Source organism: Nocardioides humilatus (assembly GCF_008373755.1).
In the GTDB taxonomy this organism is placed as follows: Bacteria; Actinomycetota; Actinomycetes; order Propionibacteriales; family Nocardioidaceae; genus Nocardioides; species Nocardioides humilatus.
This window is the reverse complement of sequence record NZ_VUJV01000001.1, coordinates 1,195,701-1,220,982: the sequence shown is the minus strand read 5'-3', so window position 1 is coordinate 1,220,982 and position 25,282 is coordinate 1,195,701. Positions and strand designations below refer to the sequence as shown.

18 protein-coding genes are annotated in these 25,282 nt (G+C 66.7%); 12 read left to right on the top strand and 6 right to left on the bottom strand.

Annotated features, from left to right (window positions below):
• Positions 1-79 precede the first annotated feature (79 nt).
• Together F0U44_RS05660 and F0U44_RS05655 are read left to right on the top strand one after the other, a co-directional pair.
• Positions 80-2,245 carry an MMPL family transporter gene (locus tag F0U44_RS05660; RefSeq protein WP_149727218.1) on the top strand — a complete coding sequence of 722 codons (2,166 nt, stop codon included), beginning with the start codon at positions 80-82 and terminating at the stop codon, positions 2,243-2,245.
• 182 nt (positions 2,246-2,427) lie between these two features.
• Positions 2,428-3,063: a response regulator transcription factor gene (locus F0U44_RS05655; RefSeq protein ID WP_149727217.1), complete on the top strand. Its 636-nt coding sequence runs from the start codon at positions 2,428-2,430 to the stop codon at positions 3,061-3,063.
• Here F0U44_RS05655 and F0U44_RS05650 read toward each other — a convergent pair.
• Complete coding sequence (locus F0U44_RS05650) at positions 3,026-5,203, bottom strand: sensor histidine kinase (RefSeq protein ID WP_149727216.1); 2,178 nt, start codon at positions 5,201-5,203, stop codon at positions 3,026-3,028. The two genes, F0U44_RS05655 and F0U44_RS05650, sit on opposite strands and share 38 nt — an antisense overlap.
• 120 nt (positions 5,204-5,323) lie before the next feature.
• Between F0U44_RS05650 and F0U44_RS05645 the strand changes: the two genes are divergently transcribed.
• The 8 genes from F0U44_RS05645 (at position 5,324) to F0U44_RS05610 (ending at position 18,741) form a co-directional block, all read left to right on the top strand.
• Entirely contained in the window at positions 5,324-5,617 is a 294-nt protein-coding gene (locus F0U44_RS05645) for a hypothetical protein (protein ID WP_149727215.1), read from the top strand.
• Positions 5,617-6,996, top strand: a complete 1,380-nt coding sequence (locus tag F0U44_RS05640; RefSeq protein ID WP_149727214.1) for a putative T7SS-secreted protein — start codon at positions 5,617-5,619, stop codon at positions 6,994-6,996. Before F0U44_RS05645 ends, F0U44_RS05640 begins: the two co-directional genes overlap by 1 nt.
• On the top strand, positions 6,993-7,589 hold the full coding sequence (locus tag F0U44_RS05635) for a hypothetical protein (RefSeq protein ID WP_149727213.1): 597 nt from the start codon (positions 6,993-6,995) through the stop codon (positions 7,587-7,589). Before F0U44_RS05640 ends, F0U44_RS05635 begins: the two co-directional genes overlap by 4 nt.
• 5 nt (positions 7,590-7,594) lie before the next feature.
• Positions 7,595-8,248: a hypothetical protein gene (locus F0U44_RS05630; protein ID WP_149727212.1), complete on the top strand. Its 654-nt coding sequence runs from the start codon at positions 7,595-7,597 to the stop codon at positions 8,246-8,248.
• 87 nt (positions 8,249-8,335) lie between these two features.
• Positions 8,336-11,104, top strand: coding sequence for a hypothetical protein (locus F0U44_RS05625; RefSeq protein WP_149727211.1), 2,769 nt, complete (start codon positions 8,336-8,338; stop codon positions 11,102-11,104).
• Positions 11,101-12,399 carry an ABC transporter substrate-binding protein gene (locus F0U44_RS05620; protein WP_149727210.1) on the top strand — a complete coding sequence of 433 codons (1,299 nt, stop codon included), beginning with the start codon at positions 11,101-11,103 and terminating at the stop codon, positions 12,397-12,399. The genes F0U44_RS05625 and F0U44_RS05620 overlap by 4 nt, the downstream gene beginning before the upstream one ends.
• 8 nt (positions 12,400-12,407) lie before the next feature.
• Positions 12,408-14,459, top strand: a complete 2,052-nt coding sequence (locus F0U44_RS05615) for a serine/threonine-protein kinase (protein ID WP_149727209.1) — start codon at positions 12,408-12,410, stop codon at positions 14,457-14,459.
• A gap of 7 nt (positions 14,460-14,466) precedes the next feature.
• Positions 14,467-18,741: a type VII secretion EssC family protein gene (locus tag F0U44_RS05610; RefSeq protein ID WP_149727208.1), complete on the top strand. Its 4,275-nt coding sequence runs from the start codon at positions 14,467-14,469 to the stop codon at positions 18,739-18,741.
• A gap of 70 nt (positions 18,742-18,811) precedes the next feature.
• On the opposite strand, the gene F0U44_RS05605 is transcribed toward F0U44_RS05610, so the two are convergent.
• From F0U44_RS05605 to F0U44_RS05590, 4 genes are all read right to left on the bottom strand, one after another.
• Positions 18,812-19,105 carry a WXG100 family type VII secretion target gene (locus F0U44_RS05605; RefSeq protein WP_149727207.1) on the bottom strand — a complete coding sequence of 98 codons (294 nt, stop codon included), beginning with the start codon at positions 19,103-19,105 and terminating at the stop codon, positions 18,812-18,814.
• A 116-nt stretch (positions 19,106-19,221) separates the two neighbouring features.
• Entirely contained in the window at positions 19,222-19,752 is a 531-nt protein-coding gene (locus F0U44_RS05600) for a hypothetical protein (protein WP_149727206.1), read from the bottom strand.
• A gap of 3 nt (positions 19,753-19,755) precedes the next feature.
• Positions 19,756-21,378 (bottom strand): Tle-like phospholipase domain-containing protein, encoded by a 1,623-nt coding sequence (locus F0U44_RS23265; protein WP_223163578.1) that lies wholly within the window; start codon positions 21,376-21,378, stop codon positions 19,756-19,758.
• The gene (locus F0U44_RS05590) at positions 21,375-21,626 is read right to left on the bottom strand and encodes a hypothetical protein (RefSeq protein ID WP_149727205.1); all 252 of its coding nucleotides are present in this window, start codon (positions 21,624-21,626) and stop codon (positions 21,375-21,377) included. Before F0U44_RS05590 ends, F0U44_RS23265 begins: the two co-directional genes overlap by 4 nt.
• A gap of 232 nt (positions 21,627-21,858) precedes the next feature.
• On the opposite strand from F0U44_RS05590, the gene F0U44_RS05585 reads away from it, so the two are divergent.
• Together F0U44_RS05585 and F0U44_RS05580 are read left to right on the top strand one after the other, a co-directional pair.
• Positions 21,859-23,349: an MDR family MFS transporter gene (locus F0U44_RS05585; RefSeq protein WP_246160313.1), complete on the top strand. Its 1,491-nt coding sequence runs from the start codon at positions 21,859-21,861 to the stop codon at positions 23,347-23,349.
• Between the two features lie 10 nt (positions 23,350-23,359).
• Positions 23,360-24,505 carry an acyl-CoA dehydrogenase family protein gene (locus F0U44_RS05580; RefSeq protein WP_149727203.1) on the top strand — a complete coding sequence of 382 codons (1,146 nt, stop codon included), beginning with the start codon at positions 23,360-23,362 and terminating at the stop codon, positions 24,503-24,505.
• A gap of 49 nt (positions 24,506-24,554) precedes the next feature.
• On the opposite strand, the gene F0U44_RS05575 is transcribed toward F0U44_RS05580, so the two are convergent.
• Complete coding sequence (locus tag F0U44_RS05575) at positions 24,555-25,265, bottom strand: calcium-binding protein (RefSeq protein WP_149727202.1); 711 nt, start codon at positions 25,263-25,265, stop codon at positions 24,555-24,557.
• Positions 25,266-25,282: the final 17 nt, after the last annotated feature.

Here is a 25,282-nt window from a genome sequence, read left to right as displayed (position 1 = left end):
GGGTTGACGAGGTCAGTTTACACCGTTTACCGTTAACGGCGTTAACCAGAATGAAGATGCGTTACGAAGGGTGCAGAGAATGATCGAACGATGGGGAGCGGTCGTCGTTCGCCGGGCTGTCGTCGTGCTGCTGGTCGGTATCGGGATCACCGCAGCGGCGATGTTCGCGGGCGTCGGCCTCGAGGACAAGCTGTCGTCGGGCGGGTTCGACGACCCTTCCTCGCAGTCAGCCCAGGAGCTGACGCAGGAGCGCGCCACCTTCGGCAACAACTCCATCGACGTCATCGCGATCTTCACCGATCCTGACGGCAAGGTCACCGACGAGGCGTTCGAGACCGAGGTCGAGAAGACCCTGGCGGCCGTGCCGAGTGACCGCGTGTCAGCAGTAGCGAGCTACTACTCCACGCAGGACCCGTCGATGATCAGTCACGACGAGCACGCGACCGCGGTCTACATCTCGCTCGCCGGTGACACCCAGAACGAGTTCATGGACTCCTACCGGGCGATCCGACCGACGCTGCAGGACTCCGGGCTCGACGTCGACCTCGCCGGACCGTTCGCCGTCTACTCCGACGTCAACGACCACACCAAGGACGACCTGGCGATGGCCGAGCTCATCTCGGCCCCGATCGTGCTCTTGCTCTCGCTCATCATCTTCCGCAGCGTGACCGCCTCGCTGCTCCCGCTGCTGGTCGGACTGGTCACGGTGCTCGGTGCCCGGGCGGCGATCGCCGGGCTCAACGAGGTGACCGAGGTGTCGATCTTCGCGCCCAACATCATCACGCTGATCGGGTTGGGCCTGTCGATCGACTACGCCCTCTTCATGGTGTCCCGCTTCCGCGAAGAGATCGCGCTGACCCCGGACGACACCAGCCGTGCGCTCATCCGCACGATGTCGACCGCCGGCCGCACGGTGACCTTCTCGGCGCTGACGGTGGCCGCGTCGATGAGCTCGCTGCTCGTCTTCCCGCAGGCCTTCCTCAAGTCGATCGGGTACGGCGGCATCGCGGCCGTCCTCGTCGCGATGGTCGCGGCGCTGACCGTCCTGCCCGCGGCGATGGCGCTGCTCGGCAAGCGCGTCGACTCGCTCCGGATCCCGTTCCTCCAGCGCGGCAGCACCGTCGACAACGATCACGGCGCCTGGTCGCGCCTGGCGAAGGGCGTCATGCGGCGTCCGGTCCTGGTCGCGGCGGGCGTGGTCGTCGTACTGCTGGCGGTGGCGGCGCCGTTCCTCGGCGTGAAGTGGGGAAGCGTCGACTACCGCGTGCTCCCCGAGGATGCGTCGGCCCACCAGGCTGCTGCCCGGCTCAACACCGAGTTCGGCCCGGAGCGGTCGACGGCCAACGTGCTGATCGAGGACGCCGACCAGGCTGAGGTCACGACCTACATGGACGACCTGCGCCAGGTCGAGGGCGTCGTCGACGTCCGCCCGGTCAAGACCGAGGGCGACACCACGCTGCTCCGTGCCGCGTGGGAGGGCAACAGCCAAGGTGAGCACAGCCAGGACGTCGTCCGCGGGCTGCGCGACGTGGACAGCCCCGACGGCACCACGGCCCTCGTTGGTGGCCTGACCGCCGACACGGTCGACCTCGCGTCGTCGGTGAAGTCGCACCTGCCGTGGATGGGCCTGATCGTCGTCGGCGTGATGCTGCTCCTGCTCTTCATCGCCTTCGGCTCGGTCGTCCTGCCGATCAAGGCGGTCGTCATGAACTTCTTCTCGATCACCGCCTCCTTCGGTGTGGTGACGTGGATCTTCAGCGACGGCCACCTGTCCAACCTGCTGGGCTTCACCAGCTCCGGCTTCCTCGACCTGACCAACCCGATCGTCATGCTGGCGGTGCTCTTCGGGCTGTCGATGGACTACGAGGTCTTCCTGCTCAGCCGCGTGCGCGAGCAGTGGGACCTGACCCACGACAACGACCAGGCCGTGGCGACCGGGCTGCAGAAGACCGGTCGGATCATCACGAGCGCCGCGCTGCTGCTCGCCGTCGTGATCGGTGCCTTCGCCATGAGCGGCGTCGTCTTCATGAAGATGATGGGCATCGGCATGCTCGTCGCCCTCCTGGTCGACGCCACGATCGTCCGCGCCCTCCTGGTGCCCGCGACGATGAAGCTCCTCGGGAAGTGGAACTGGTGGGCCCCTGCGCCGATGGCGCGCTGGTGGGACCGTCACGGGTTCCGCGAGGAGGGTCGCCCGCCCGGGGACGATGCAGACGAGAAGGCGCCGCTACGCGCCCAAGTTTGACCCCCGTTGTCGAGAAATCAAGCGTCGGAAATGTGAAATCTGGCGCCTGTCCGGACCTAACTGGCAGACTTGAGCGCGACACGTCGACGGGCAAACGAGACCCCCGTTTGTTCTGGGCGGCGTCAAGCGTGTTGCGTTCAATCCAGGGCTGCCTCGGGTGGGGTCGCGGCTCAGGGGGCAATATGAGTCTGATCCGCGTCGCGGCGATGGACAACCACCCGATTGTGCTCGAGGGTGTGGGTGCGGCGCTGGCGCGCTCCGCCCCGGACATGGAGCTGATCGCCATCGCTGATTCGTGTGAGGCGCTCCTGGCCGGTCCTGGTGCCAGTGCAGACGTTGTGCTCTTGGACCTCAGGATGCCCGGTCAGGGACCCGCGCACGACAACGTGGTGCGCCTAGTTGAACGGGGCCTCGTGGTCCTCCTGTTTACCGCCGAGGAGCGTCCAACGCCGGTGCGTCGCGCGATTCAAGCCGGCGCGGCCGGACTTGTGCTCAAGGTGGATCCCATCGAGACGATCGCCCAGGCGATCCGAGACGCGCATCTCGGCCACCTCGCGTGCTCGGGGCCGCTCGCCGCGATGCTCCTTGCGGATGAGTCGCTCGGTACTCGTCTCTCCGAGAGACAGATCGAGATCCTCCAAGCGGTCAGCCGAGGCCTTCCCTACCGGCTCGTCGCCAAGAATCTCGGCATAGCGGAAGCGACCGTGCGCGAGCACTTGGCGCGCGCCGCGCACGCATACCGCGAGGGCGGTATCGAGACTGGTAACGTCCACGGACTCATCACCCAGGCGCGTGCCGACGGTCATCTGGCTGAGTAGCAATCTGCTCTTGTCGATCCCAACGCAATACGGTCGCGTCGGTATCGAAGACGACGGTCCACGGCAGTTCGAGGGCGGCCGTGATGCGCGACCGGTCTGTGGGGCTCACCCCAGGAACGACCACGACCGATACCTGCGCGCGCGTCGACGCAATGCGAACGACGGCGACATCGCATCGGTGGAGGACTTGCAAGAGGCGGGTGAGCCCGTCATGGGGTTCGGGGGGACCCCTCACGATTGACTCAAGCTGTACGCCGCGTTGGCGAAGGGCGTCGAATTCGGTCCTGAGCGGGGCGAACCGGTCGCCAGGAAGATATAGGCAGTCCCGCGCGGCGTGGGCGAGACGTCCGGCGTCGGTCGATCCCTCCCCGCGCCCGGCATTGACAGCGAGCGCGGCCGAAATTGCGAGGTAGTTGTGCCCCAACAGGTCATGCAGACGACGCGCGAAGTCGCTGGCGGGCCGATCGGGGCTCTGGCTGAGCGCGATCGCGCGCCCGGCGGTCCGACAGCCACGAATGATGAGGGCGACGAAGAAAGCGTTCACCGGTTGAACCAACAGCAGGTGTGGAAGGTCGGCGGGCGCCAACCCGCCGCTAACCGCTGTCGTACCGATCACGACCGCGCTCGGTACCAGCATCAGGCAGAGAACGCGGATCCCGACGGACCACGCGGCAACCAGGATCGGCAGGGAACCGACCTCTACGACCCACGAGTCGAGCCCGCCGAGCCGGGCGACGGGAATCGCCGGGAGGGCGGCGAAGACCATCGCCGCGGGAATCAAGGCGGCCGCGACGAGCCACGGCCGCGACAGCGGGCCACGGGAAAGCGCTCGACACAACATCGCCACGGTCAGCAATGCCGCTATAGCGGCCGCCGCCGACCTAGGTTGAGGTCCGTTGCTCGGCACGAGCAAAGCCGCACTGGTTAGGTAGCCGCTGGCGAGCGCACCGCAAACCAATGCAGCCACTCGGCCCGGATCGCCGATCGACTGGCGCACGAGATCGTAGGGCTCAGATCCGGTGCCGAGGAGACGCCGTAGTATCGGATCGCGCCAGGTCAGGGAGACGGTCGTACCGGCACGGCGGCCGCTGCCGATCATGGCGTCCCCACCGACAGCCCGCATCCGTTGGACGACTGAAGTGCGGAGCCCGACGCCCGTGCGGGATGGGTCGAAGCCCACACCGTCGTCCTCAATGGCGACCTCGATTCTCCCAAGGCGTCGCGCGACGCTCACTCGGGCGGACTCGACGCCGCTGTGTCGCGCGGCGTTTCGGAGAGCCTCGCGCGTAGCGCCGACGAACGCGGCCTCGACCTCGGGCGGCGGTGGCCGTCGCGACCGGTCGCGAGCCGTAACGGTGACGCGGATCGTCGTCGCCGCTGCGACCGCTCGCAACTGGTCCAGAAGAGCTCCCGTCGCAGAGCCCCCGTCGGGGTTGATCAGCCGGTTGAGGGAAGCGGTCGACGCCGCTCGGGTCTCTGCTGCGTCGGGCAGCATCGAGACCGCCAGCAATGTTGGGACCAAATCGTCGTGGAGAAATGTCGTCGCCTCGTTCTCGGCGAGGTCGCGTCGGTCGGCTCGCCGCATCCGGTAGGTGAGCAGTGCCGCGTCTGCGCGCGCGGAGGCCCCACGCATTCTGCTAACGAGGAGATACGCGGCGGCGGCAACCCCGGTCAGGAACGTCGCCTCCTGTAGGCCGTAGATCAGGCCATCCGTGCCGCCCGTCTGGGCCCGGAGGACTACGAAGAAGAGTGAGATCGATGCGAGCAGAAGCCCAAACCTGCGGCCTTGACTCACCACCACCGCGAGCAACATTGGTTCGACCAAGTGGGTGATTGGGGAGTTGGCGGCGCCAGGGAGCGGAGTGATGTCCCCCGCCAGGGTGAACGAGGTGACCAGTGCGGATGCACACAGTCCCAAGTCGAGCAGCCCCGCTCGTCCGGTCAGGCATCGAGCGCCTGCGATCGTCACACACGTGACGATGCACAGCGCGAGGGCCAACTCCGATCGGCTTTCCGTCATGCCTGGGATCTGCCCGGTGAACACGACGGTCTTGGTAACGAGGACGACACCGACCGCAAGGCGAATGCTGTGTTCGACACTCTCGCCGAACGAGAAGACTTGGCCCCCACGTCCGCCCACGGCGGCACGCTAGCGGCGCGTCTGATCGCTTGTCCGCATATCCGCTGGTTCCCGCGCAAACCATGCGTGCCCCACAATTCGAGGGGTGCGTGGGTGGGGCGCGGACATCTGAGGGGACCGATGGCTGATCTTGAGTACGACGCAACGGCGCTGATCGACCTAGGCGAGGACATGAGGAGCCTCGCTGGCGACCTGCGCTCCGACGGCCATCGGTCTGACCATGCCCGCTCCGGGCATCGGGCCGTGGCTGCTGCGCTCGATCGCTTCGCGGGCGAGTGGGACGACAAGAGGGAAACCCTGGCGCGGAACCTCGAGAAGATTGGAGCGCTTGCTTCAGAGTCGGGCAAGACGTTCAGCGAGACCGACCGTGAACTGGCGGCATTGCTCGTCGAATCGGCGGAGGGCGGACGCTGATGTCGGTCCGGCTCTACCGCTGGGACCTCGTGGGGCAGTCTGACGACCCGGTGCCCTATTCGAAGGGCGATGTGCTCGCCGTCGCCGATACGTACGGAGAAACTGCGCGCGACCTCGAGCGAACCTCGTCGATCCTTGCTCGCCTCAACCGTGAGGACGGCTGGCGCGGAGAGGCCGCGGAGACATTTGCTGAGAAGGCGGATGACGCCCTTCGAGACGTCGATAAGGCCGCCGAGAAATACACCATGGTGAAGCGTGCGCTGGTGTCCTTCGCGGAGGACGTCGGCGTCGCCCAGTCACAGACCGCCGCGGCAGCCGTCGACGCGGAGAACGCGCAGCGACAGGTTGAGGCGCATACCTACGATCCGCTCTCGGGTGTGGCCGACCCGACGAACGCTCAGCTCGATGCGAACTGGGATCGCCTGCGGCGGTTGGGCCGGGCTGAGGACGACCTTGCGCTCGCGCGCGCCCGTTGCGTCGCGGCGGTAGCCGCCCTCGACAACGCGGCTGAGATTGCAGCGCGCGCAATCAACCAGGCGTCGGAGTATTACCGCGACGGCAGATGGGACGACATCAAGGGCTGGGCGCGGGATCACGCCGAGTTCTTGGCAGGAATCGCCAGGATTCTCGAGTGGATCGGCGTCGCTCTCGCAGCGATTGGAATCGTGCTGCTCTTGATCGTTACCGCGCCAGCATGGCTCACCGCCCTCGTCGTCGGCCTAGGTGTGCTCGCGGCGGTGGCGTTGCTGGCGACGCACTACTTGCTCTACAAGTCGATGACCGGTGGCTACGAGTTGACCGGGGACGACGAGGTCACCGCCGGTGATCTGATCTGGGACATCGTGGGCTTGGTTAGCTTCGGAGCCGGCAAGGGTGCCGGCAAGATCGCTCGGGGCTCGGCCGACGCCGCCAGCTCCGTCGCTGCAAGTAACGCGGCACGGGCTGCCTTGGCGCGCCTTGCTCCGCAGGTCCGCAACGCTCTGAATATCGCTGATCCCACAAACCCACTGCGGCGGTGGGCAATGCAGAGGTTCGGGCAGGCGATCCAGCGCGGTTCGAACAGCATCCCGATCGTGGATGACGTCGTAACGTCGGCGCTGCAGCGACTACGGTCGTTGGACGTAGAACTCGCCAGGATCGGGCAGTTGCGCAACCAGATCCCGTCGGTGCATCTGACCCCTGGCGTCGTCGCTGATCTCGAAAGGGCGTTGCGAGCCCGCGGCATCGCGATCAGCCTCGGACAGTTCGACACCATCGACAAGATCAACAACACGCTGGATTTGCTCGATCTTCCGCACGTTGACGTGCAAGCGATTCTCGACGGTTCATGGCACGACCTTGAGAACTTGAACTGGCGACTTCAACGGATCGGGTCGTGACGTCCGAGGCGGCCGAAAGGCGGCTCTGCATCAGCGGGTGGGACCGGTGGCTGCCCGTCGACCTGGCGGCTGACCCTGATGATCACCGGGTCGCGTTGGCCGAGCAGTTCCGCGGATCCGCCGCGGTCGATGTGGTCGACTATTACGCAGCCATTGTTGTCGGCGCGGCAGCAGCGGCGCGTCGCAGCGACGCCGCTGACCCGACTAGCACCCTGGTTGCGCTATGGGCATACCTCGTTTCAGGCGGCAACAAGCTCGAGAGCGCCGCCTTCGCGACGCTCCGTGCCGTGGCCGTCGGCCCGGTTAGTGACCCCGAAGCGGTGTTCCACGCGTTGGGCGTCAACGGTCACGATCTTGGCGATCCCGCAATCGCGAAGATCGAAACAGGGTCCGGCCCGGCCACTCGCGCGAGATGGCGCGTCGCTGCCATCGCAGGTGACGTCCGCGAGGTACACGAAATGATCGGTGTTCTCTGGCTGCGCCCTGCGGATCACGTCGCGTACCTCCTCAGCGTTCAGGTAGCTGACCTTGCTCTTGCCGAGAGGCTCACCGCGGCAGTCACCGACCTGGCGAGCGGGACGGCCGGACTGTGACCGCCATGTCGGTCGTAGCGATGGGGGACTCGCCCTGGCGAATCCTTATGCCTCAGGGTTGGGCGAGTATCCCGACGGGCGACGGTGCCGCGAAGGTTGTCGAGCGGATTGTCCTGCGAGCGGTCGGTCACCCGCACCGCGACGAACTGATCAAAATCCGGATCGAACTCGACCGTCAGTTGCGCGGCCTGGTTACCGAAGCTCGGCATCAGGGCGCAGCGTACGTCCACACCATTGTAGATCCGATGCATGGGATGCCGGTCTCGGGCTCGCTGGTCGTGGTGGAGGTCATCGGCCCCACCGACGACGCGATCCTCGAGCAGGTCCGTGTCGTCCTAGGCCAGGGCGAGGGTCAGATCGAGGTCTCCACTGAGGAAGTCGCCGGATATGCCGCATTGCGACGGGTGCGCCGCGTCCTCAAGCCGGTCCCGTTCGACAGCCTGAGCGAGCCGGTGGTCAACATTCACGTCGACTACGTCGTCGACGTCGGGCCCGGGAACGTGCTGATGCTCGCCTTCTCGACCATGTCGGAAGATCTCGCGACCGAGATGATCGCGTTGTTCGACGCGATGGCCGGCACCCTCACTCGTCAGCCAGAGGCGGCCGACGCAGCGAAGCAGCCCGGCGGCGCGCTGTCTGTCCGCACTTCCGAGGGTTAACCCGGTCGCCGTTCCCATCGTTGGATGGTACGGCCGCGTGGGGCGGCGCAGTTCTTGCATGCTCAACTCCAGATTGGGGACAAACCCATGACTGCTCGGCACCTTGCCGTGCGGCCGGATCGGCATTGGCGCCGGTGGACCGCTGCGATCGCTCTCGTCGGGCTGCTGACGTCGGTTCAGTCGCTGGCCTCGCCGCGCGCAGCGGCAGAGACCGACCGACTGGTCCAGGCAGTCGAGGTGAAGGTCTCGAGCGACGGCACCGTGACTTCTATCGCGAGCACGTCGATCTCAGGCGAGGGCGACGAGGACCCTCAGACGAGTGGGGCCACTTTCGACCCGTCCGAAACCGCGGACGACCTCCCTGTGCGGGTACTGACGTCGTACCGCATGGGCGCCGAGGCCGGCACCGATCTGGAGGACCTCCGCGGCAAGGCCGGCCGGGTGGTCATCGACGTGACGGTCCAGAACACGACTGTGCGGCCCGAGTTCGTCGAGTACGGCACCGCTGACGGAGCTCGTGAAGTCCCGGCGCTGATCGGCTCACCCCTAACCGTGGTCGGCGCGGTCGAGCTGGATGGCGGCCTGAGTCGGGTCGTCAGCGGCGGCCCCGACGGTCCGTCTACCAATGGCGTCGTGAGCCGCAGGTCTGGCGGAGGCACGAGCGTCCAGTGGGCGACCTACCTCGCCCCGCCCCGCCTCGCGCCGAGCGCGACGTTTCGGCTGGTGCAGGACACCCCGGATTTCGAGCCCCCGACCTTCGACATCAGTGTTCAGCCCGGTCTGGTCACCGACGTCTCGATCGAGCGCCTGGTCAACGACGTGTTCGGGTCGGGCTCGACAAGCGTGGCCGAGCTCGACGCGCAGACGATCGAGCTGATCGACAAGGTCAACTTGTCTCTCGTGGATGCGAGTACGGCCCTGTCCGCGGTACAACTCGAGCTCGACAACACCGGCAAGACCCTCGGCAGTCGGACGGTTGCCGAGTTGCGCGTAAGCCAGGCGCAGGTCGAGAGCGAGTTGACGGGGCTGATCGCCGCGCTGGAGCAGCTCGAATCCCAGGCCACGAGCGAATTCGAGGCTGGCGGCGACACCGTCTCCGGGCTGGTCGCCGCGGTGGTCGACGACCTGCGGGCCACGTTGGGCGACCCGCGAAACCCTCCAGCGCCGTTGACGCCAGTCGACCGTGACGGGTGCCTGGTCGACCAGGGCACTGGAGACGAACCTGGCACCGTGTACGGACAGATCTACCGGGTGTCCGAGTACCTCAAGTTCATCGCCAATTCTGCAGAAGATTGCCAGCAGGTCCTCGTGGCTGGCCTCGACGCGACGCTCGGGCAGTACCGGACCGTGCTCGCTACCGCTGACAACGCTTTGATCGCGAACCGCGATGCGATCATCGACGAGCTCGATAGCGCCGGAACGGTCGTCAAGGACGCTCTCCTCGGTGAGCTGGAGGCGTCCATCGGCAGCGTCACCGCTATCGTTGAGGACCTGTCGGCGGCGAGCGCGTCGGCACGAGGGGCGTACGCGAGATTCGATGTCCCTTTGACCCAACTGCTTGGGGCACTCCGGAATCTGCGTGGCCTCACGGCGGACAGCGGTCCCTTAAGTGACGCCCTTGCGGAAATCCGACTGGATGCAGAAGCCCAGATCGAGGAGATCGGCGGTGGCGATGGCATCCTCGCCCAGTTGGACGAGGCGACCGGTGAGGTGTGCGACGCGGGCTCCGATGAGGACTCCGACGCGGCGGGCGCCCAGTCGGAGCTGCTCGACCCGCTCGATGACATCGCGGACTTGCTCACCGGACTGACCTGCGGTGGCCGCCGCGGTGACTCCCGCCCATCGGTCGCTGAGCGACTGGACGATGTTCAGGATGCGCTTGAGGACATTGCGGATAGCGCCGACACCAGCGAAACCGATCCGGGATCCGTGCTGATCCTTGTCGATCGACTTGTTGGTCGACTTATTCGTTCGGTCAACCTCGTGCTCACCCGAGACAGTGCGGACATCGACTCCGGCGCCGAGGCGCTCGACGGTGACCTCCAGACGATCGCCGGCAAGCTCAACGGGGCCTACTCCGCTACGCTTCGGCCGCCGATCGACCCCGTGGACTGCAGTGGCAACCGTCCGGGTGTGAGGGTGGTCAACCAGTTGCTGTTCGACCTCGACGTACTGAAGTGCAAGAAGGGCCTGATTGACCAGGACCTGGGTGCGCTCAAGAGCGACGTGGTGACCGGGTACGCCGACGTTCACGACGCGATCGATTCCGCGAACAGCGATGCTGAGGTCGTTAATCAGGCCGGCGATGACGCTTTGACGGCGCTCCTCGGAGAGGGCGAGGACGGCCTGGTCACGCAGTTGCGGGCGACCAAGAAGGAGTTGCGCGGCAACGTGCGCAAGACGGTCGCTGACCAGCGGCGGAAGTTGCAAGAGCGAAGCCTCATGGTGGACAGCCAGATCGAAGATGCGGTCGGCCAGGTCGTGGCTTCACTGTCGGACCAAGTCGGCCAGTCGAACGCGAATACCGAGGCGACGCGTCGCCAGCTCGTGGCGGGTTTGATCGGCGTACTGACGAATATTGGCGAGAACCGCGAAGGCGGCACGGGTCTACTCGGTCAACTGTCCGACAGTGCAGCCGACACTGGGACCCAGAATGCCGTTATCGTCAATGCGTCTGAGGATGCGGCAGCGTTCGGCTCGGTCCGCACTCAGAGTTTGGCCGACCTGGAGTTGCAACACCAGCAAGTGCTCCAGTCGCTGGCTCTGGCCGAACTGTTCCCGGCCTTCGGGCTCGATATCCCGGACGGCTCTGTCACGGGCATCGTGTTCACCTTCCACGTCGGTGGTGACGCATGAAGAGGGCCGCGCTTACGGCGGTTGTCGTCGCGCTGCTACTCGCGGGTTGCAGCGACGGTGACGAGCCCAAGGAGGACAACGACACCGTCCAAGAGCCGTTCCGGCCTGCGGCCGTCGCCCTGGATGTCGGAAATGAGGTGGCCGAGGTCGGCGACCCCATCCGGATCGGGGTCCTTGGATCCAACACGTCTGCGCCCGGTGAGGGCGACGATTACGGGAACCTCGATGCCGGCGTGCCAGCCGCAGGCGCTTGGGTCGCCGCCTACCGCTACGGACTCGCCGGCCGTGAGGTTGAAGTCGTCTATCGCAACGACCGTGGTGACGCTGACCAAGCGGTCGCTGCGATCGAGGAGTTGGTCCGCGAGGGCGTGAGTGGAATCGTCGTCACGTCCGTCGGTTCGCATCTGGAAGCGGCGCTTACATCGGCATCCGAAGCCGGGGTCCCCGTGCTACTACCCTATGCACGGCCCGTTTCCGTGCCGGAACACGTCTACCTCACGGGCCCGAGCCGGTCGCAGGTCGATGCTGCCATCAACGCGGCGCTGGACTCCGCCGGGGCAGTTGCGCCGGTGATGGTCACTACTGACGGTGCGCCATTGGTAGCTCTCGACGACGCCAGTTTCGTTGAGTACGACGCCAGTCAGCCAGGCGTGTTCGTCGACGAGGTCCGCGAACTAGAGGAACGGCGAGGAGCGGATGCGCTGGTGGTCTCGTCGTCGGCCGAGGAGCAGGGCGGCGTCGTTGCGCTCATTCAAGGCCGTCTAGCCAATCTGCCTGTCATCCTGACGCCCGAGGCGCTGACGCCGGCGTTCACGCGCGCGTTGGTGGAGCAGCGCGGCACGACTTCAGGGGCGTTGCAGACAGTCGGCGTCGACGCGTCCGACACGACCACACTGACGACGTCGCCGGCTGGCGACGCGGCGGCTGCGTTTTTCTCAGCTCACCGGCTTGCGATGGGCGAACCCGGCCTAGGCGACGCCGAGCTCGGTGACTTCGCCGACTGGGGGAGTTTCGCCGACGTCGCTAGTCACGACGCAGTGGTCGCGCTCGTCACGGCGGTGCGCGAGGCCGAATCCGCGGGGCCGGAGGATGTCGCCAGCGCGCTCAACGGCCTCACCGTGACTGCCGCAGACGGACTCGCAGGTTCGCAGTTGGAGTTCATCGACAGCGATGCGCTGCCGGACGAGGCGATCGGCAGTCTCTTCGCGACAACGCAAGATCCTGGCGTGCGCCTCGTCAGCCCGGACGTCACTCAAAGGCCCCTGTTCTGGTTTGTGGCACCGGCTGACGAATAGCGAAGGAGATGGACGTCAGCAGCAGGCGGGCCCTCGGCAGCCGTTACGAGCTGGTCGAAAGGCTGGATGGTGGCGCCATGGGCGAGGTCTGGCGCACTCTCGACCTGACATCCGGCGAGCACGTTGCGGCAAAGTTGTTGCGCCCGGAGTTGACCACGGAGCCGGACATCGTCGCGAGGTTCATCCAGGAACGATCAATCTTGATGGGTCTCGACCACCCCGCTCTGGTCAAGGTTCGGGACCTAGTGGTCGAGGGAGACCGCCTCGCCATTGTCATGGATCTGGTCGACGGCGGTGACCTGCGAAGGCACCTTGCCGCGGCTGGAACACTTCCAGCCGCAGATGCGGTACCGATCGCCGCGCGGATCCTCGACGCCCTCGCCGTCGCTCACGCGGCCCACTGCCTGCACCGTGATGTCAAACCGGCCAACGTATTGCTCGCCAAGGGCGAGGGCGCGGTCGCCGGACGGGTGCTGCTCACCGACTTTGGTATCGCCCGACTCGCCCAGGATTCAACGGTCGATGCGACCGGCCTCCTCGGGACGCCGTCGTACATGCCGCCCGAGCTCTTCGAGGAGGGGAGGTTCAGCGGGGCGTCCGACGTATACGCCGTCGGCATTACCCTCTACGAACTGCTGGCCGGACGAACGCCATTCGCCGGACCAGGAACCGCCCACACGATTGGCAACCGGCACGTTCGGTCGGCGCCGCCTCCGCTCCCGCTTCCTGCCCCGCTGTGGCAACTCGTTGCTTCGATGCTGGCGAAAGACCCTTCCGTCCGGCTGAACCCAGAGCAAGCCGCGAGTGCGCTGCGCGAACTACCAGTCGATGTCCTCGCCGCGCCCCCGCTATCGGTCCAGCCAACGCCGGTGTCGTGGCCCGACGCGCCCGCGGTTAGTCGGAACGCATCGGCGCGCGTGCACGTTCAGGAGCCGGTCACTGGCGTCGACGTCGGTGCGACCAACCTGCACGGAGACGCGGTGCTCGCTCCTCGGCAGCTCGCAACGACCGGCGAGGTCGAGGCCCTCTCGCCTGAGCTATCGCTTCTGGGAGGCGAAGCGACGAACCTCTTGGCGCCGGGCGGGCCCACAAAGCCGGTCCTTGAGCCCGCGGTCGAACTGGTACATGGTTCGAAGAACCGTCGGCCGTGGTGGTGGTGGACCCTCGGTGCTGCCACGGCGGTTCTCATTCTCGCGGGCGGCTACGCGCTAACGATGGGGACCACGCCGCGCGATCGGGCGACGAAGGATGCGTCGTCCACCAGCGTGGAACCTGGCGCCGGCGGAGACATAGATGCAGTGCTGTCCGACGACTGGGCCTCGGGTCTGCGCGTCGATGGCCGGGTGATGTACGACCCAGAGGATCGACAGATCACGCTCGACTTGACCTATCACGCAGGGAAGGTTCCACTCGGCGGAGAGGTGTTCCAAGCGTTGCCGCTTGGAGGAGATTGCGGGGACGTCCGCTGGAACGACGAGAGCATCATGCCGAACGTCCCTGGGAGTACCAGCGTTCAAGCGGGCTGCGGGTTTCTTATCCCGATTGAAATTCCTGCTGGCGGCGTTTCGACCTTCACAGCGATTGTCGATCACGAGTTCAAGGCGAGCGAGGCCGAGGCTCGCCTTCAAGATTGGGCTCGCGAGGCGACCGAAGTCACCCGCGATGCGCTAGAAGACCCCGCAATTACCGAGCCGTACTACTTTGCCCAGCGACTAGATGGCATCACCGTCGACGTGCTTCCCACCCAAACCGTGTATTTCCACGGGCCAGGCGCGGAGGCGGGGCCGACAATCGTCGTGCGCCCGCTATGGGTGAGCGGTCGCGAGGGCGCGAGAGACGAGGTCATGTACTCGACCGACGTTCGTGAGACTGACTCAGGCGCCATCAAGGAGGCCGCAGGCGGTCTGTTCCGCATCCAGCCAGTCCAGTGCAGAAACATCACCTTCGACAAGGACGGCACAAGCCAGATCCGGACCTGGGGGGACTGCTTGTTCGAGGTCAGTGTGGGAGATTTCCCGACTGCGCCGGGGACCATCATCGTGCAGCCGGAACCGAGTTGAGCCGCTGATGCGCATCAGTTGCACGGTCGTCGACGGGCCGGTGGCGGTCGACGTGCTCGTTGATTGCGACGACGCGACACCGGCAGCCGCGCTTACTGCGGCGATCCGCGCCGAACTGGGCATATTCGATCAGGGCGGCGGATCTTGCGGCGGGACCGTGGCAAACACCGGCCTGCTGCACGGGGACATCATCGAGGGTGACGGCACGCCACGTCGTACCGGACTTCCGGCAGCTGGCCTGCAATTGCATGTTGTCGGTGGTCCGCAATCGGGATTTGTATACGCCTTGCCGATTGGAACCCACGAGATTGGGCGCAGCTCCACCCTTGCGTGGAACGACACGTCACTTTCCCGACGCCACTGCGCTCTTGCGGTGACGGCCGACGGGGTCGCGGTCACCGACCTAGGGTCGTCCAACGGTACCGTCCTTGACGGTGCGCGACTGCCTCATGCGCAAGGGCAGTCCTGGCTGCCAGGGCAGCTCCTCGAGATCGGCGACTCCTTGGTGGAACTGAGGCTCGCGCGCGGTTCCGAGACCGTCGTCGAACCGGCCGAGCCCGGGTGGGCGAATTTCCTTCGGCCCCCGCGTGTGCTCCCTCACGTCGGCACGCCCTCTATCGAGGTACCGCGGCCGCCGACCGAGCACAAGCCGCGCCGGCTCCCTGTCATTGCGATGATCCTGCCGATCCCGTTCGCGATCGTGATGGCCGTGATCTACAACCCGCTGTTTCTCATGTTCGCGTTCATGTCGCCCATGATGATGCTCGGCAACTACATTTCCGACCGGGTCGGGAACGCCAAGGACTACAAGGCGGAGGTCGAGAAGTACCACCTGGACCTCGCTGCGGCGCAGGATCGGCTGACAGAAGCCATCGACGAGGAACAGCGCCGGCTGCGTGCGTTGGCGCCGGACGCAGGCGACGTTTTCGTTACCGCACTCCTCCCCGGGAAGCGTCTGTGGGAACGGCGTCGACACGACCCGGACTTCCTGGAGATTCGCCTCGGTACGGCTGATCTTCCGTCGTCAGTGCGCCTGACTGGAGCTCAGACGGAGCACGATCACGTCGCGCGCGCCGTACCGGCGGGATTCTCGCTGGTGCAAGATGGCGTCGTCGGGATCGCGGGTCCGGACTCCGAGATCGATGACCTTGCGCGCTGGGTGGTCGCGCAACTTGCGGTCCACCATGCGCCGCGCGATCTATCGTTGTCCTTCCTGACTGCCCGCGGCGGTAGTGAGTGGTCCTGGCTGTCGTGGTTGCCGCACCTCCGGCCCGACGACCCCGAAGCACCGCTCGCCATGATCGGCCTTGATGACGAGACCCGCACCGCCCAAGTCGCCGCGTTGAGCGCGCTGATCGCCGAGCGCGAACAGTTCCAGAAGGAGCACCGTGCAACCCAAGGGTCGTTCCCGGCGCATGTGGTGGTCCTGCATGGCTACCGAGAGCTGAGGGCCATTCCCGGGCTCAATGAGGTCTTGGTCGACGGTCCACCTGTGGGGGTCTTCGCAGTCTGCGTGGCCGAGCACGAAAAGGCGCTTCCGGAGCGCTGCACAGCCACCTTTCAGGTCGACGCCGAAAAATCGGTCCGGGGAGTCCTCCGGCGGAGCGGAGAACTCCCGATCGAGGGTCTCTTGCGGGAGGGTGTGTCAGCGGAATGGGCGGACAGGGTGGCGCGGGCCATCGCGCCACTTCGCGATGTTGGTGCAACACAGGAGGGCAGTTCTCTGCCGGACGCCGCACGTCTGCTCGACGTGTTGGCGCTGGATCCGCCAACACCGGAAGCGATCCGCGCCGGTTGGGTTCTTAGGCCTCAGAGCACTGAGATGGTCCTTGGCATCGGGTTGACCGGGTCGTTCAGCCTCGACCTCAAGGTAGACGGGCCGCACGGACTCATCGCGGGCATGACCGGATCCGGAAAAACCGAACTCCTCCAGACTATTGTCGCATCGCTGGCGGTCGCGAACCGGCCAGATGCGATGAACTTCGTGCTCGTCGACTACAAGGGCGACAGTGCCTTTAAGGCCTTTGCCGAGATGCCGCACGTGGTCGGAAAGGTCAATGACCTTGACCAGCACCTAGTGGTGCGGGCGCTGGCCTCCTTGAAGGCCGAGCTGAAGTACCGAGAGCACTTCCTGGCCAAGGCGGAGACCAAGGACATCGAGGATTACCAGCGACTTCGCTCGAAGGAGCCGCACCGTCCTGCGCTGCCTCGGCTGCTCATCGTCATTGATGAGTTCGCACAGCTCTTTAAGGACCTCCCCGACTTCGTCAATGGGTTGGTCAGCATCTCGCAGCTCGGTCGGAGCATGGGAATCCATCTCCTGCTTGCGACCCAGCGCCCGAGCGGGGTTGTATCGCCCGAGATCCAGGCCAACACCAACATGCGGATCGCCCTTCGTGTGCGCGACGCCTCGGACAGTACCGACGTCATCGACGTGCCCGATGCCTTCCGGATCTCGAAGTCGACACCGGGTCGGGCGTATGCCCGGTTGGGTGCGAGCACGCTTCAGCCGTTCCAATCGGGCCGGGTTGGTGGCCGCCGACCGGGAGCAGCGGCCACCGATCTCCCACCTCCCTTCGTCGCTCGCCTCGCATGGTCGGCGCTGGGCTACCCGCCCCCGACCGCCCCCGCGCGCAAGGAGACAGAGGTTGACGAGACGGACCTCGCAGCGCTTGTAGCAGCGGTAGTCGGAGCGGGCCGGGCGGAAGACGTGCCGGCACAGCGGAGCCCTTGGCTGCCGCCGATGGCGACGCGGCTCGTCCTCCCGGTCAGTGTGCCGTTCGCCGAAGGCGTCGTGCCGCCCTTCCCCTACGGTCTCAGCGACCTGCCGAGCCTCCAGCAACAGTGCGTCGCATACTTCGACCTCGACCGTGATGGCCACCTGCTCGTCATCGGATCGCCGCGCAGCGGTCGATCGCAGGTACTGCGCACGCTGGCCGGGTCGATCGCAATGAGCGCATCTCCGGTGGACGTCCACCTCTACGGTATCGACTGTGGAAACGGTGCGCTCAACGCGCTCGCGGCGCTCCCACACACGGGCAGCGTGGTCAGTCGCACCGAGGGTGAACGCGCTGCACGTCTGCTGGCCCGAATCGGTGAAGAAATGGACGCTCGTCAGCGGCTTCTCGCTGAACGGGAGTTCGGCGACATTACTGAGCAGCGCAGTTCCGGGCTGGAGCCACTCCCGCACCTCGTCGTCATGCTCGACAGGTGGGAGGCATTCATCCCAACCCTCGGAGAAGACGAGGACAACGCCGCAGCGATCATGCGGATTCTCCGCGAAGGTGCCAGCCTCGGGGTCCACCTCGTCATCACGGGCGACCGGAGCTTGCCCTATTACGGGCGACTAGCGGCAATGACCGAGAACAAGCTGACTCTTAGGCTCGCGGAGAAGGATGACTACGGCTTGGTTGGGCTCAACCCGCGCCAGATGCCTGATCAAGTACCGGATGGCCGAGGGTTTCGCCCAGGCGGTATTGAGACGCAGGTGTACGTCCTGGCTGACGACGTCTCAGGCCAGGCTCAGGCCGCTGCGCTCGTTGACATCGGCGCTCGGGCGACGGGCCGTTCGACGCACACCCGGCCGCCGTTCCGCGTGGACAGCCTGCCGTCGACCATCGGTCTCGACGCTGTGCTCGCCATCAACGCTGCGTCGGTCCAGGAGCCGTTCGCTGCCGTGGGCGTCGGCGGCGACGAGCTGTCGGCGTACGGACTGACTAGGGCAGGCGGTACTTCGTTCATCGTCGGTGGGCCCGGACGCTCCGGTCGGAGCACCGTCCTCCTGCAGATGGCACTCAGCTGGCTCGCGACCGGCGGCATGGTGGTGGGGGTCGCTCCGCGGCCAAGCGTCGTGCGATCCCTCGAAGAGCAACCGGGGGTCCTTTCAGTGCTGACGGGGGACGGCCCGCCAGACCAGATCGCGTCATTGGTCGAGAGCGCCGACCAACCGGTCCTGATCGTCGTTGATGACGCCGAGGGCTTGAGAATGGCCGACATCGGGGACTACCTGGTCCAGGTCGCCCGCGGCACTGCTCGGGCGACACTTGCCGTCGCCGGCGATGCCGACGCGCTCTCGTCGGCCAGCATGGGTTGGTTGAACGAGGCGCGCAAGGCCCGCCGCGGCCTGCTGCTCTCTCCGCAGGCGTGGGGGGACGGCGATGCGATCGGCTTTCGCCTCCCGCGGTCGCTGGTCGGCGGGGCCCCGCAGCCCGGTCGTGGCTGGTTGCACATGGGCGACGGCCGGCTGATACAGGTCGCCACGATCGCTCCGGCGATCGGTTGAGTGGCGCGCATCCGGAAAAGCACGATGGCGGGACCGCCTCACGGCTGGTCCCGCCATTCGAGTGTCCGAGTCAGCGGAGCGCGCGCGCGAGTTCGTCGTCGACGTTGCGGAAGGTTTCGGCGGCCTTCTCTAGGTACGTGGCCAAGCCGTCGAGCCCCTCAAGAGCGCTGCTGAGCCCTCGCTTGAGCTCGTCGTACGACGCCTGGAACTGACCTGACGCCGCATCGGTGACGAAGCCGCCCGAGACGAGCTGGTCCACCTTGCCCTTGAGGGTCGTGAGCTGGCCCTCGATCTCGGTCTGGTGGTTGCGGAACTCGCGGGCCTTGGCCTCGAGGTCCTGGTAGGAAACGGAAACGTTTGCCATGTCATCCCCTGGGTTTCTTGTCGATGTGATGGAGGAGACATGGCTCCTCGCCCATCGGACGCTAGCAACTGTTGAAGCCGGTTCGTCACTAGCGAAAGTGACGACAACCCAGTGGCTCAGCCCACGTCGACAGCGCCGACGATCCGCTGACAGTGGTCGAAGAGGGGTGCGGGATCGTCGACGGGTAAGAAGCGGAAGACGACGTCGAACGACAGGTCCGCGCTGACCGGGATCCGGTACGACAGGCGGCCGAACGGGATGCCTAGCGGACCCTCGACTGGTCGTTCCTGATAGGTGCGGAGCACCCCGCCATAGGGTCCTGCTGACACGGTGGCCACGTCGCCCCCCGGCAGCTCGGTGCGTGATTGGCCGACGAAAAGCAGCAGGGGCCAGGGCTCGGACGCTTCTGGAGCGATGAGGAAGTAGAAAAGCGCCGATCCGTCTCGCCGCTCGTTGAGGGCGGTCCGCTCCAGCTGGTCGCGAAGTGCATTGTGACCGAGCTGGTCGCCGACGTGATCGCCGATTAAGTCCGCCAGCGCACCAGTGCTGGCGGAGACGTGCGACGGATCGGCAAGCTCGGTGCGGGTCCAGCGGCCGGGCAAGGACACCCGGAGTTGGGGCTGCGGGGAGGAGGTCGTCATCGTCATTGCTCAGATGCTCGCGGATCCGGGGTACAGCATCGAATCCAGGCCATGCCGGTCCGTGACCGCGTCGATGGGGTTGTCGGTGAAGTCGGTGACTGGCGTCGTGTCGGTGGTGACCTGGTTCCCTAGGGCATCGGATCCGGTGGTGTGCTGCTGGCCGATTGTGAGCGGGTCAGCTGGGCCGACGTAGTTGGTGATCGATCCGCTGGGTCGACCGCCGGACGCGTTAAGGGCATAGTCTAGGTTGCCCTGCCCCACCCCGGCAGCGTTGTAGGTGACGGCTTGCGCGCCGGTTGCCACCGCTGCAATCGCTGCCAGCGCGCCGCCGGTCGAGTGCCCGACCGCCGTCATGTTCCCCGAGCCGACCTGCTGGGCGAGTGCCACGGCAAGGTCGACGGCGCGACGGCCCTGGTCGGTCGTGACGCCGGCCGCGTTCTGGGGATTGTGGACCAGCCAGTCGGTGGCGGACTGGCTGCCGCGGAAGCTGAGGACGTACTGACCAGTGTCCTCGTTGTAGAACACGGCTGCATAGAACCCGCCGTGGCCGTCGTCCAGCATCTGGGGTGTGATGCCGAGCTGGCGCAGCTCGGCCGGGCTCAGGCGCCGGTAGTTGCCGCTCGGCGTACAGATTTTGTCCGGTTCGGTGTCGTCGTAGACGCGCGAGGCGAGGTCCTTTAGCTCCTCGAAACGCTCCCGGCTGTGCGCAGGGAAGCGGTTGAGCGGATAGGTGCCGTGCATGTTCCGGATGCCCAGCTTCTGCTTCAGCCACTGCTCGACGATGTTCGCCGACTCGCTCCACAAGTGACGGGCGATGTACACGCCCTGAGAGATCGCTTCGACGGCAACGTCGTACACCGCATGACCGATCGAGGCGATCTTCCGCGCACAATCACGCCCGAAGTCGACCAGCGCCTCGAACGCGCGACGGGCGAGGTCCTGCGCAGCGGCGACGGCCCGCGACAGGAAGTCCTCTGCCTTCTTCACCAGCCCGATAGCGCCATGGATCAGGTCGCCGATGAAATGGAGGACGGAGTCGATGCCGTCGAGGAGCCGGGCGATGCCCCAGTCCGTCGCGCTGAGCGCAGCTTCGACAGCCCCGGAGGTGAACGACGCGCTCGGCGCTGGCTGGCAGATGAGTGCTGGGGACAGGTGGGTGGGGGGCTGCCAGGTCAGCAGTCGGTCGACGATCCGTTCGACCGCGGGGAAGACATCGCCGACCAGGTCGGCCACGGGGTTGTCGAGTGCCCCTCGGAGCATCCTCACGATCTGTTGGAACGCTGCGCGGGCCTGCGCGGTGTAGCTGTCGAGTGCCGAGTGGATCTGGTCGACCGCGGTGCGCGCCGTGTTCTGGGTGGAGTCCAACTTCTCGGCGTAGGCCTCGATGATTGCCGCAGCCTCTCGATGGAGGTCGCCGATCTGGGTGATCGCTCCCTGCGTCATCTGGTGCTGGTGGTGAAACGCGTAGGCGGCGAGACCGGACCACTCAGCGGTGGCAAGATCGGCTGACATCGCGAGGGGGTGCCGGAGGAAGGAGATGTCGTCCGCCCCGCGACGAACCTGATGAGCAAGGTGGAGCAGATCGTCCGCGCGTCCGCCGGGCCGGGCGACCTCCAGCCACGTCGTGCTCATATGACCTCGCTCGCCTGGTGGGCGAGGAAGATGTCCGTGGCGTCGTACTCCTCGGCACACTCCCTGAGCATCTCGACCAGGTCGAACGCATGCTCGCGAACGCGATCGTGCCCGGCGCGCGCTGACCTGAATAGCTCGGAGAGGGCAGAGACGACGTCCCGGTGGCCACCTTCGGCGCTGATCACGTCGATGGCACGATCGAGGGCTCCCTCGACGGCGCGCGCCTCGCTCGCGAAGACGTCAGCCACGCGCAACAACTGTGACGCACCTGCGCGAAGGTTGGCGCTGTCGACTGACAAGTCGGGCACGGGGGTCCTCGCTCTCCGCTGCGTCCAGGTGTGCGGTCTCCGAGCCAGGCACATGATTCCGATCGGACGCTAACAGCGGGCGGGGCCGTCGGAGTACCGGAGGAATCGCGGACACGACGTGGAGGCCGGACGACCGGGAATGCCCGAGCGCAGGTCGGGGTTGCCGCCAGGTGTGACCACCACCGCAGCCCCGACCCGAGCCTCGGTCGGACTGCGGAGCGATCGGGGTCCGATCCTCGGGTCGGTGATGATCGCGATCGCGCTGATCGCGATCGACGCGACCATCCTCGCCACCGCCGTGCCGGCGATCGTGCGCGACCTGGGCGGCTTCACGCAGTTCCCGTGGATGTTCTCGGCCTACCTGCTCACCCAGGCGATCAGCACCCCGATCTACGGCAAGCTCGCCGACAACTTCGGCCGCAAGCCGCTGATGCTGTTCGGCATCGGGACCTTCGTGCTCGGCTCCGTGCTCTGCGCGGTCGCCTGGAGCATGGGCGCACTCATCGCCTTCCGGGCTCTCCAGGGGCTGGGCGCCGGCGCGATCCAGCCGGCCGGCATGACGATCATGGGCGACATCTACTCGGTCGCCGAGCGGGCCGTCGCGCAGGGCTACATCGCGAGCGTCTGGGCGATGTCGGCGGTGATCGGACCGACGCTCGGCGGCTTCTTCTCCGACCACCTGTCGTGGCGCTGGATCTTCTGGATCAACGTCCCGCTGGGCCTGCTCGCTGCCGCGGTCCTGTGGGTGCGCTTCGACGAGAAGGCCTCGCTGGCCGACCACCACGAGCGCCGCCCGATCGACTGGACCGGCGCGTTCCTCGTGGCTGCCGCGGCGGCGCTGCTGCTGCTCGGCCTCCTCGAGGGCGGCATCCGCTGGCCGTGGTGGTCGTGGCAGAGCGCCGCGGCCCTCGGTGGCGCCGCACTCCTGGCGATCCTCTTCGTCGGCGTCGAGCGCCGCGCCGCTGACCCCGTGCTGCCCGGCTGGCTGTTCCGGCACCGCGTCCTCAACGCGGCCATGGTCGCGGGCTTCATCGCTGGTGTGGTGATGCTGGGCGTGACGTCGTACATCCCCGTCTATGCGCAGCAGGTCCTCGGCGCCGGGGCGACCGTCGCGGGCTTCGCGGTCGCCGCGCTCGCGATCGGCTGGCCGATCGCTGCCAGCACCTCGGGACGGGTCTACCTGCGCTGTGGCTTCAAGTCCTGCCTCTTCCTCGGGAGCGCCTTCGGCGCGATCGGCGCAGGCATCCTGACGCTCGTCGGGCCGGACAGCCCGATCTGGCTGGTCGCGGTCGCGTGTGCCGTCCTAGGTCTCGGTCTCGGCTACGTCGTCAGCCCGAGCATCGTCGCGCTCCAGTCGGCGGTCGAGTTCCGTCAGCGTGGCGTCGCGACGGGCGCCAACATGTTCGCCCGGTCGGTCGGCAGCGCGGTAGGTGTCGCGGCGTTCGGCTCGATCGCCAACGCGGTCGTCGCCGACCGCCTCGGGGGAGCGAAGGCGGCGGGCGCCGTCGACCTCGCCGACCTGCCCGCCGCCGTACTCGATCCTGCGCTGCAGACCGTCTTCCTGGCCGTCGCGGGCTGTGCCTTCCTGCTTGTGCTGGCTGCACTACTGATGCCGTCTCGCGTTGGTCCGGCGACCAGTGGCACGGAGGCTACTCGCGAGTAGAATCGTGCTCATGAAGCGTGACATCTACAACGAGGACCACGAGTCGTTCCGTGAGTCTGCCGCCACCTGGATCGAGCGCTCGGTCACTCCGAACGCCGAGAAGTACATCCAGGAGAAGTCCCTTCCGCGCGAGTTCTGGCTCGAGGCGGGCAACCAGGGGATGCTCGGCCTCGCCATCCCTGAGGAGTACGGCGGCGCCGGCGCCGACGACTTCCGCTTCAATGCGGTCCTGACCGAGGAGATGGCCAAGGTCGGCGCATGGATGCCCACCTGTGTCGGCATCCACTCCGACATCACGGCCCCCTACATCGTCGAGCTCGGCACCGAGGAGCAGAAGCAGCGCTGGCTCCCCGGCGTCGCGTCGGGTGAGATCCTGCTGGGCATCGGCATGACCGAGCCTTCCGGTGGTTCCGACCTCGCCGCGCTGAAGACCACCGCCGTCCGCGACGGCGACTCGTGGGTCATCAACGGCTCTAAGACCTTCATCACCAACGGCTTCTCGGGCGACCTGATCATCACCGCCGCGCGGACCGACCCGGAGAAGGGCCCCAAGGGCATCACCCTCTTCGCGCTCGAGGCGACCGCCGAGGGCTTCAGCCGCGGCCGCAAGCTCGACAAGGTCGGCATGGAGGAGTCCGACACCTCCGAGCTGTTCTTCGAGAACGTCCGGGTGACCGACGCCGAGATCGTCGGCGAGCTCAACATGGGCTTCATCCACATGATGCAGAAGCTCCCCCAGGAGCGCATCGCGTGCGCGATCGCCAACACCCACCACGCCAAGCAGATCCTCAACGAGACGATCCAGTACGCCAAGGACCGCCAGGCGTTCGGCCAGTCCATCGGCCGCTTCCAGCACATCAAGTTCCTGCTGGCCGAGCTGGTCACCCAGGTCGAGGTGTGCGAGGCCTACATGGACAAGTGCGTCGCCGCGCACGCCGAGGGTCAGCTCTCCGCTGTCGAGGCCGCCAAGGCCAAGTGGTGGTCCTCGCAGATGCAGAACGAGGTCATCGACCACTGCGTCCAGATCCACGGTGGCTACGGCTTCATGAACGAGTACCGCGTGGCCCGCGCCTGGCGCGACGCCCGCGTCACGAAGATCTGGGCCGGCAGCAACGAGATCATGAAGGAGCTCATCGGCCGCGAGCTCGGCTTCTGAGATCCGACTCCCTCGGCGCCGTGATCACGTCACGGTGCCGGGGGAGTGCTCATCCCTCGCAGTTGACCGCCGACGTGCCGCCGCTGCAGGTGTCGATATCGGGCCCGCCGTCCATCGCGGTCGTGCCGGTCGTGTCGTCGGTGGTGAGCGTGTCCGGCCCGTCCCCTCCGAGCAGCGTCACGTCGTCGACGCCTGGATCTCCGGCGTTGCCGAGGACGTCCGCGCCCTGACCGCCGTCGAGGACCGAGTCGCCGCCCCATTGCGAGAGCTCGTCATCGCCCTTGTGGCCGTAGGCCACGCCGCCGTCGTAAAGGAAGATCTGGTCAGCGCCGCCGCGCCCGTGGATGGTGCTGCCGGTGGCCGAGCTGTCCGGTCCGTGGAGCACGTCGTGTCCGAGTCCGCCCGCGATGAAGTCGTCGCCGGTGTTGCCCGGGCCGCAGCACCCGCCGACGCCGCCGTCGATGAAGTCGCCTCCGGCGCCGCCGTGCAGCCGATCCGAACCGCCGTGCCCTTCGAGGTAGTCGGCTCCGCCGCCACCGCAGATGCGGTCCGCGCCGCGCCCTCCGTTGATCGTGTCGGCGCCGCGCAGGCCCACGATGACGTCGTCGCCGTCGGTCCCTGTGATGTCGTCGTCGCCGTCGGTGCCGACGATCGTCGCGGCCAGGCCGCCGCACATCGGTGGGCCGGTGTCGGCGACCGCCGTGCTCGCGGGCGGCATCGTCAGGGCGGTGGTCAGGGCGAGAGCGACGAGGGAGCGCATCACAGTGGGTCCTTCTG

Excerpts from the sequence above, each read along its gene's own strand:
- F0U44_RS05660 (WP_149727218.1), top strand. The coding sequence starts at position 80 with ATGATCGAACGATGGGGAGCGGTCGTCGTTCGCCGGGCTGTCGTCGTG.
- F0U44_RS05655 (WP_149727217.1), top strand. The coding sequence starts at position 2,428 with ATGAGTCTGATCCGCGTCGCGGCGATGGACAACCACCCGATTGTGCTC.
- F0U44_RS05645 (WP_149727215.1), top strand. The coding sequence starts at position 5,324 with ATGGCTGATCTTGAGTACGACGCAACGGCGCTGATCGACCTAGGCGAG.
- F0U44_RS05640 (WP_149727214.1), top strand. The coding sequence starts at position 5,617 with ATGTCGGTCCGGCTCTACCGCTGGGACCTCGTGGGGCAGTCTGACGAC.
- F0U44_RS05630 (WP_149727212.1), top strand. The coding sequence starts at position 7,595 with ATGTCGGTCGTAGCGATGGGGGACTCGCCCTGGCGAATCCTTATGCCT.
- F0U44_RS05625 (WP_149727211.1), top strand. The coding sequence starts at position 8,336 with ATGACTGCTCGGCACCTTGCCGTGCGGCCGGATCGGCATTGGCGCCGG.
- F0U44_RS05620 (WP_149727210.1), top strand. The coding sequence starts at position 11,101 with ATGAAGAGGGCCGCGCTTACGGCGGTTGTCGTCGCGCTGCTACTCGCG.
- F0U44_RS05615 (WP_149727209.1), top strand. The coding sequence starts at position 12,408 with ATGGACGTCAGCAGCAGGCGGGCCCTCGGCAGCCGTTACGAGCTGGTC.
- F0U44_RS05610 (WP_149727208.1), top strand. The coding sequence starts at position 14,467 with ATGCGCATCAGTTGCACGGTCGTCGACGGGCCGGTGGCGGTCGACGTG.
- F0U44_RS05605 (WP_149727207.1), bottom strand. The coding sequence starts at position 19,105 with ATGGCAAACGTTTCCGTTTCCTACCAGGACCTCGAGGCCAAGGCCCGC.
- F0U44_RS05600 (WP_149727206.1), bottom strand. The coding sequence starts at position 19,752 with ATGACGATGACGACCTCCTCCCCGCAGCCCCAACTCCGGGTGTCCTTG.
- F0U44_RS23265 (WP_223163578.1), bottom strand. The coding sequence starts at position 21,378 with ATGAGCACGACGTGGCTGGAGGTCGCCCGGCCCGGCGGACGCGCGGAC.
- F0U44_RS05580 (WP_149727203.1), top strand. The coding sequence starts at position 23,360 with ATGAAGCGTGACATCTACAACGAGGACCACGAGTCGTTCCGTGAGTCT.
- F0U44_RS05575 (WP_149727202.1), bottom strand. The coding sequence starts at position 25,265 with ATGCGCTCCCTCGTCGCTCTCGCCCTGACCACCGCCCTGACGATGCCG.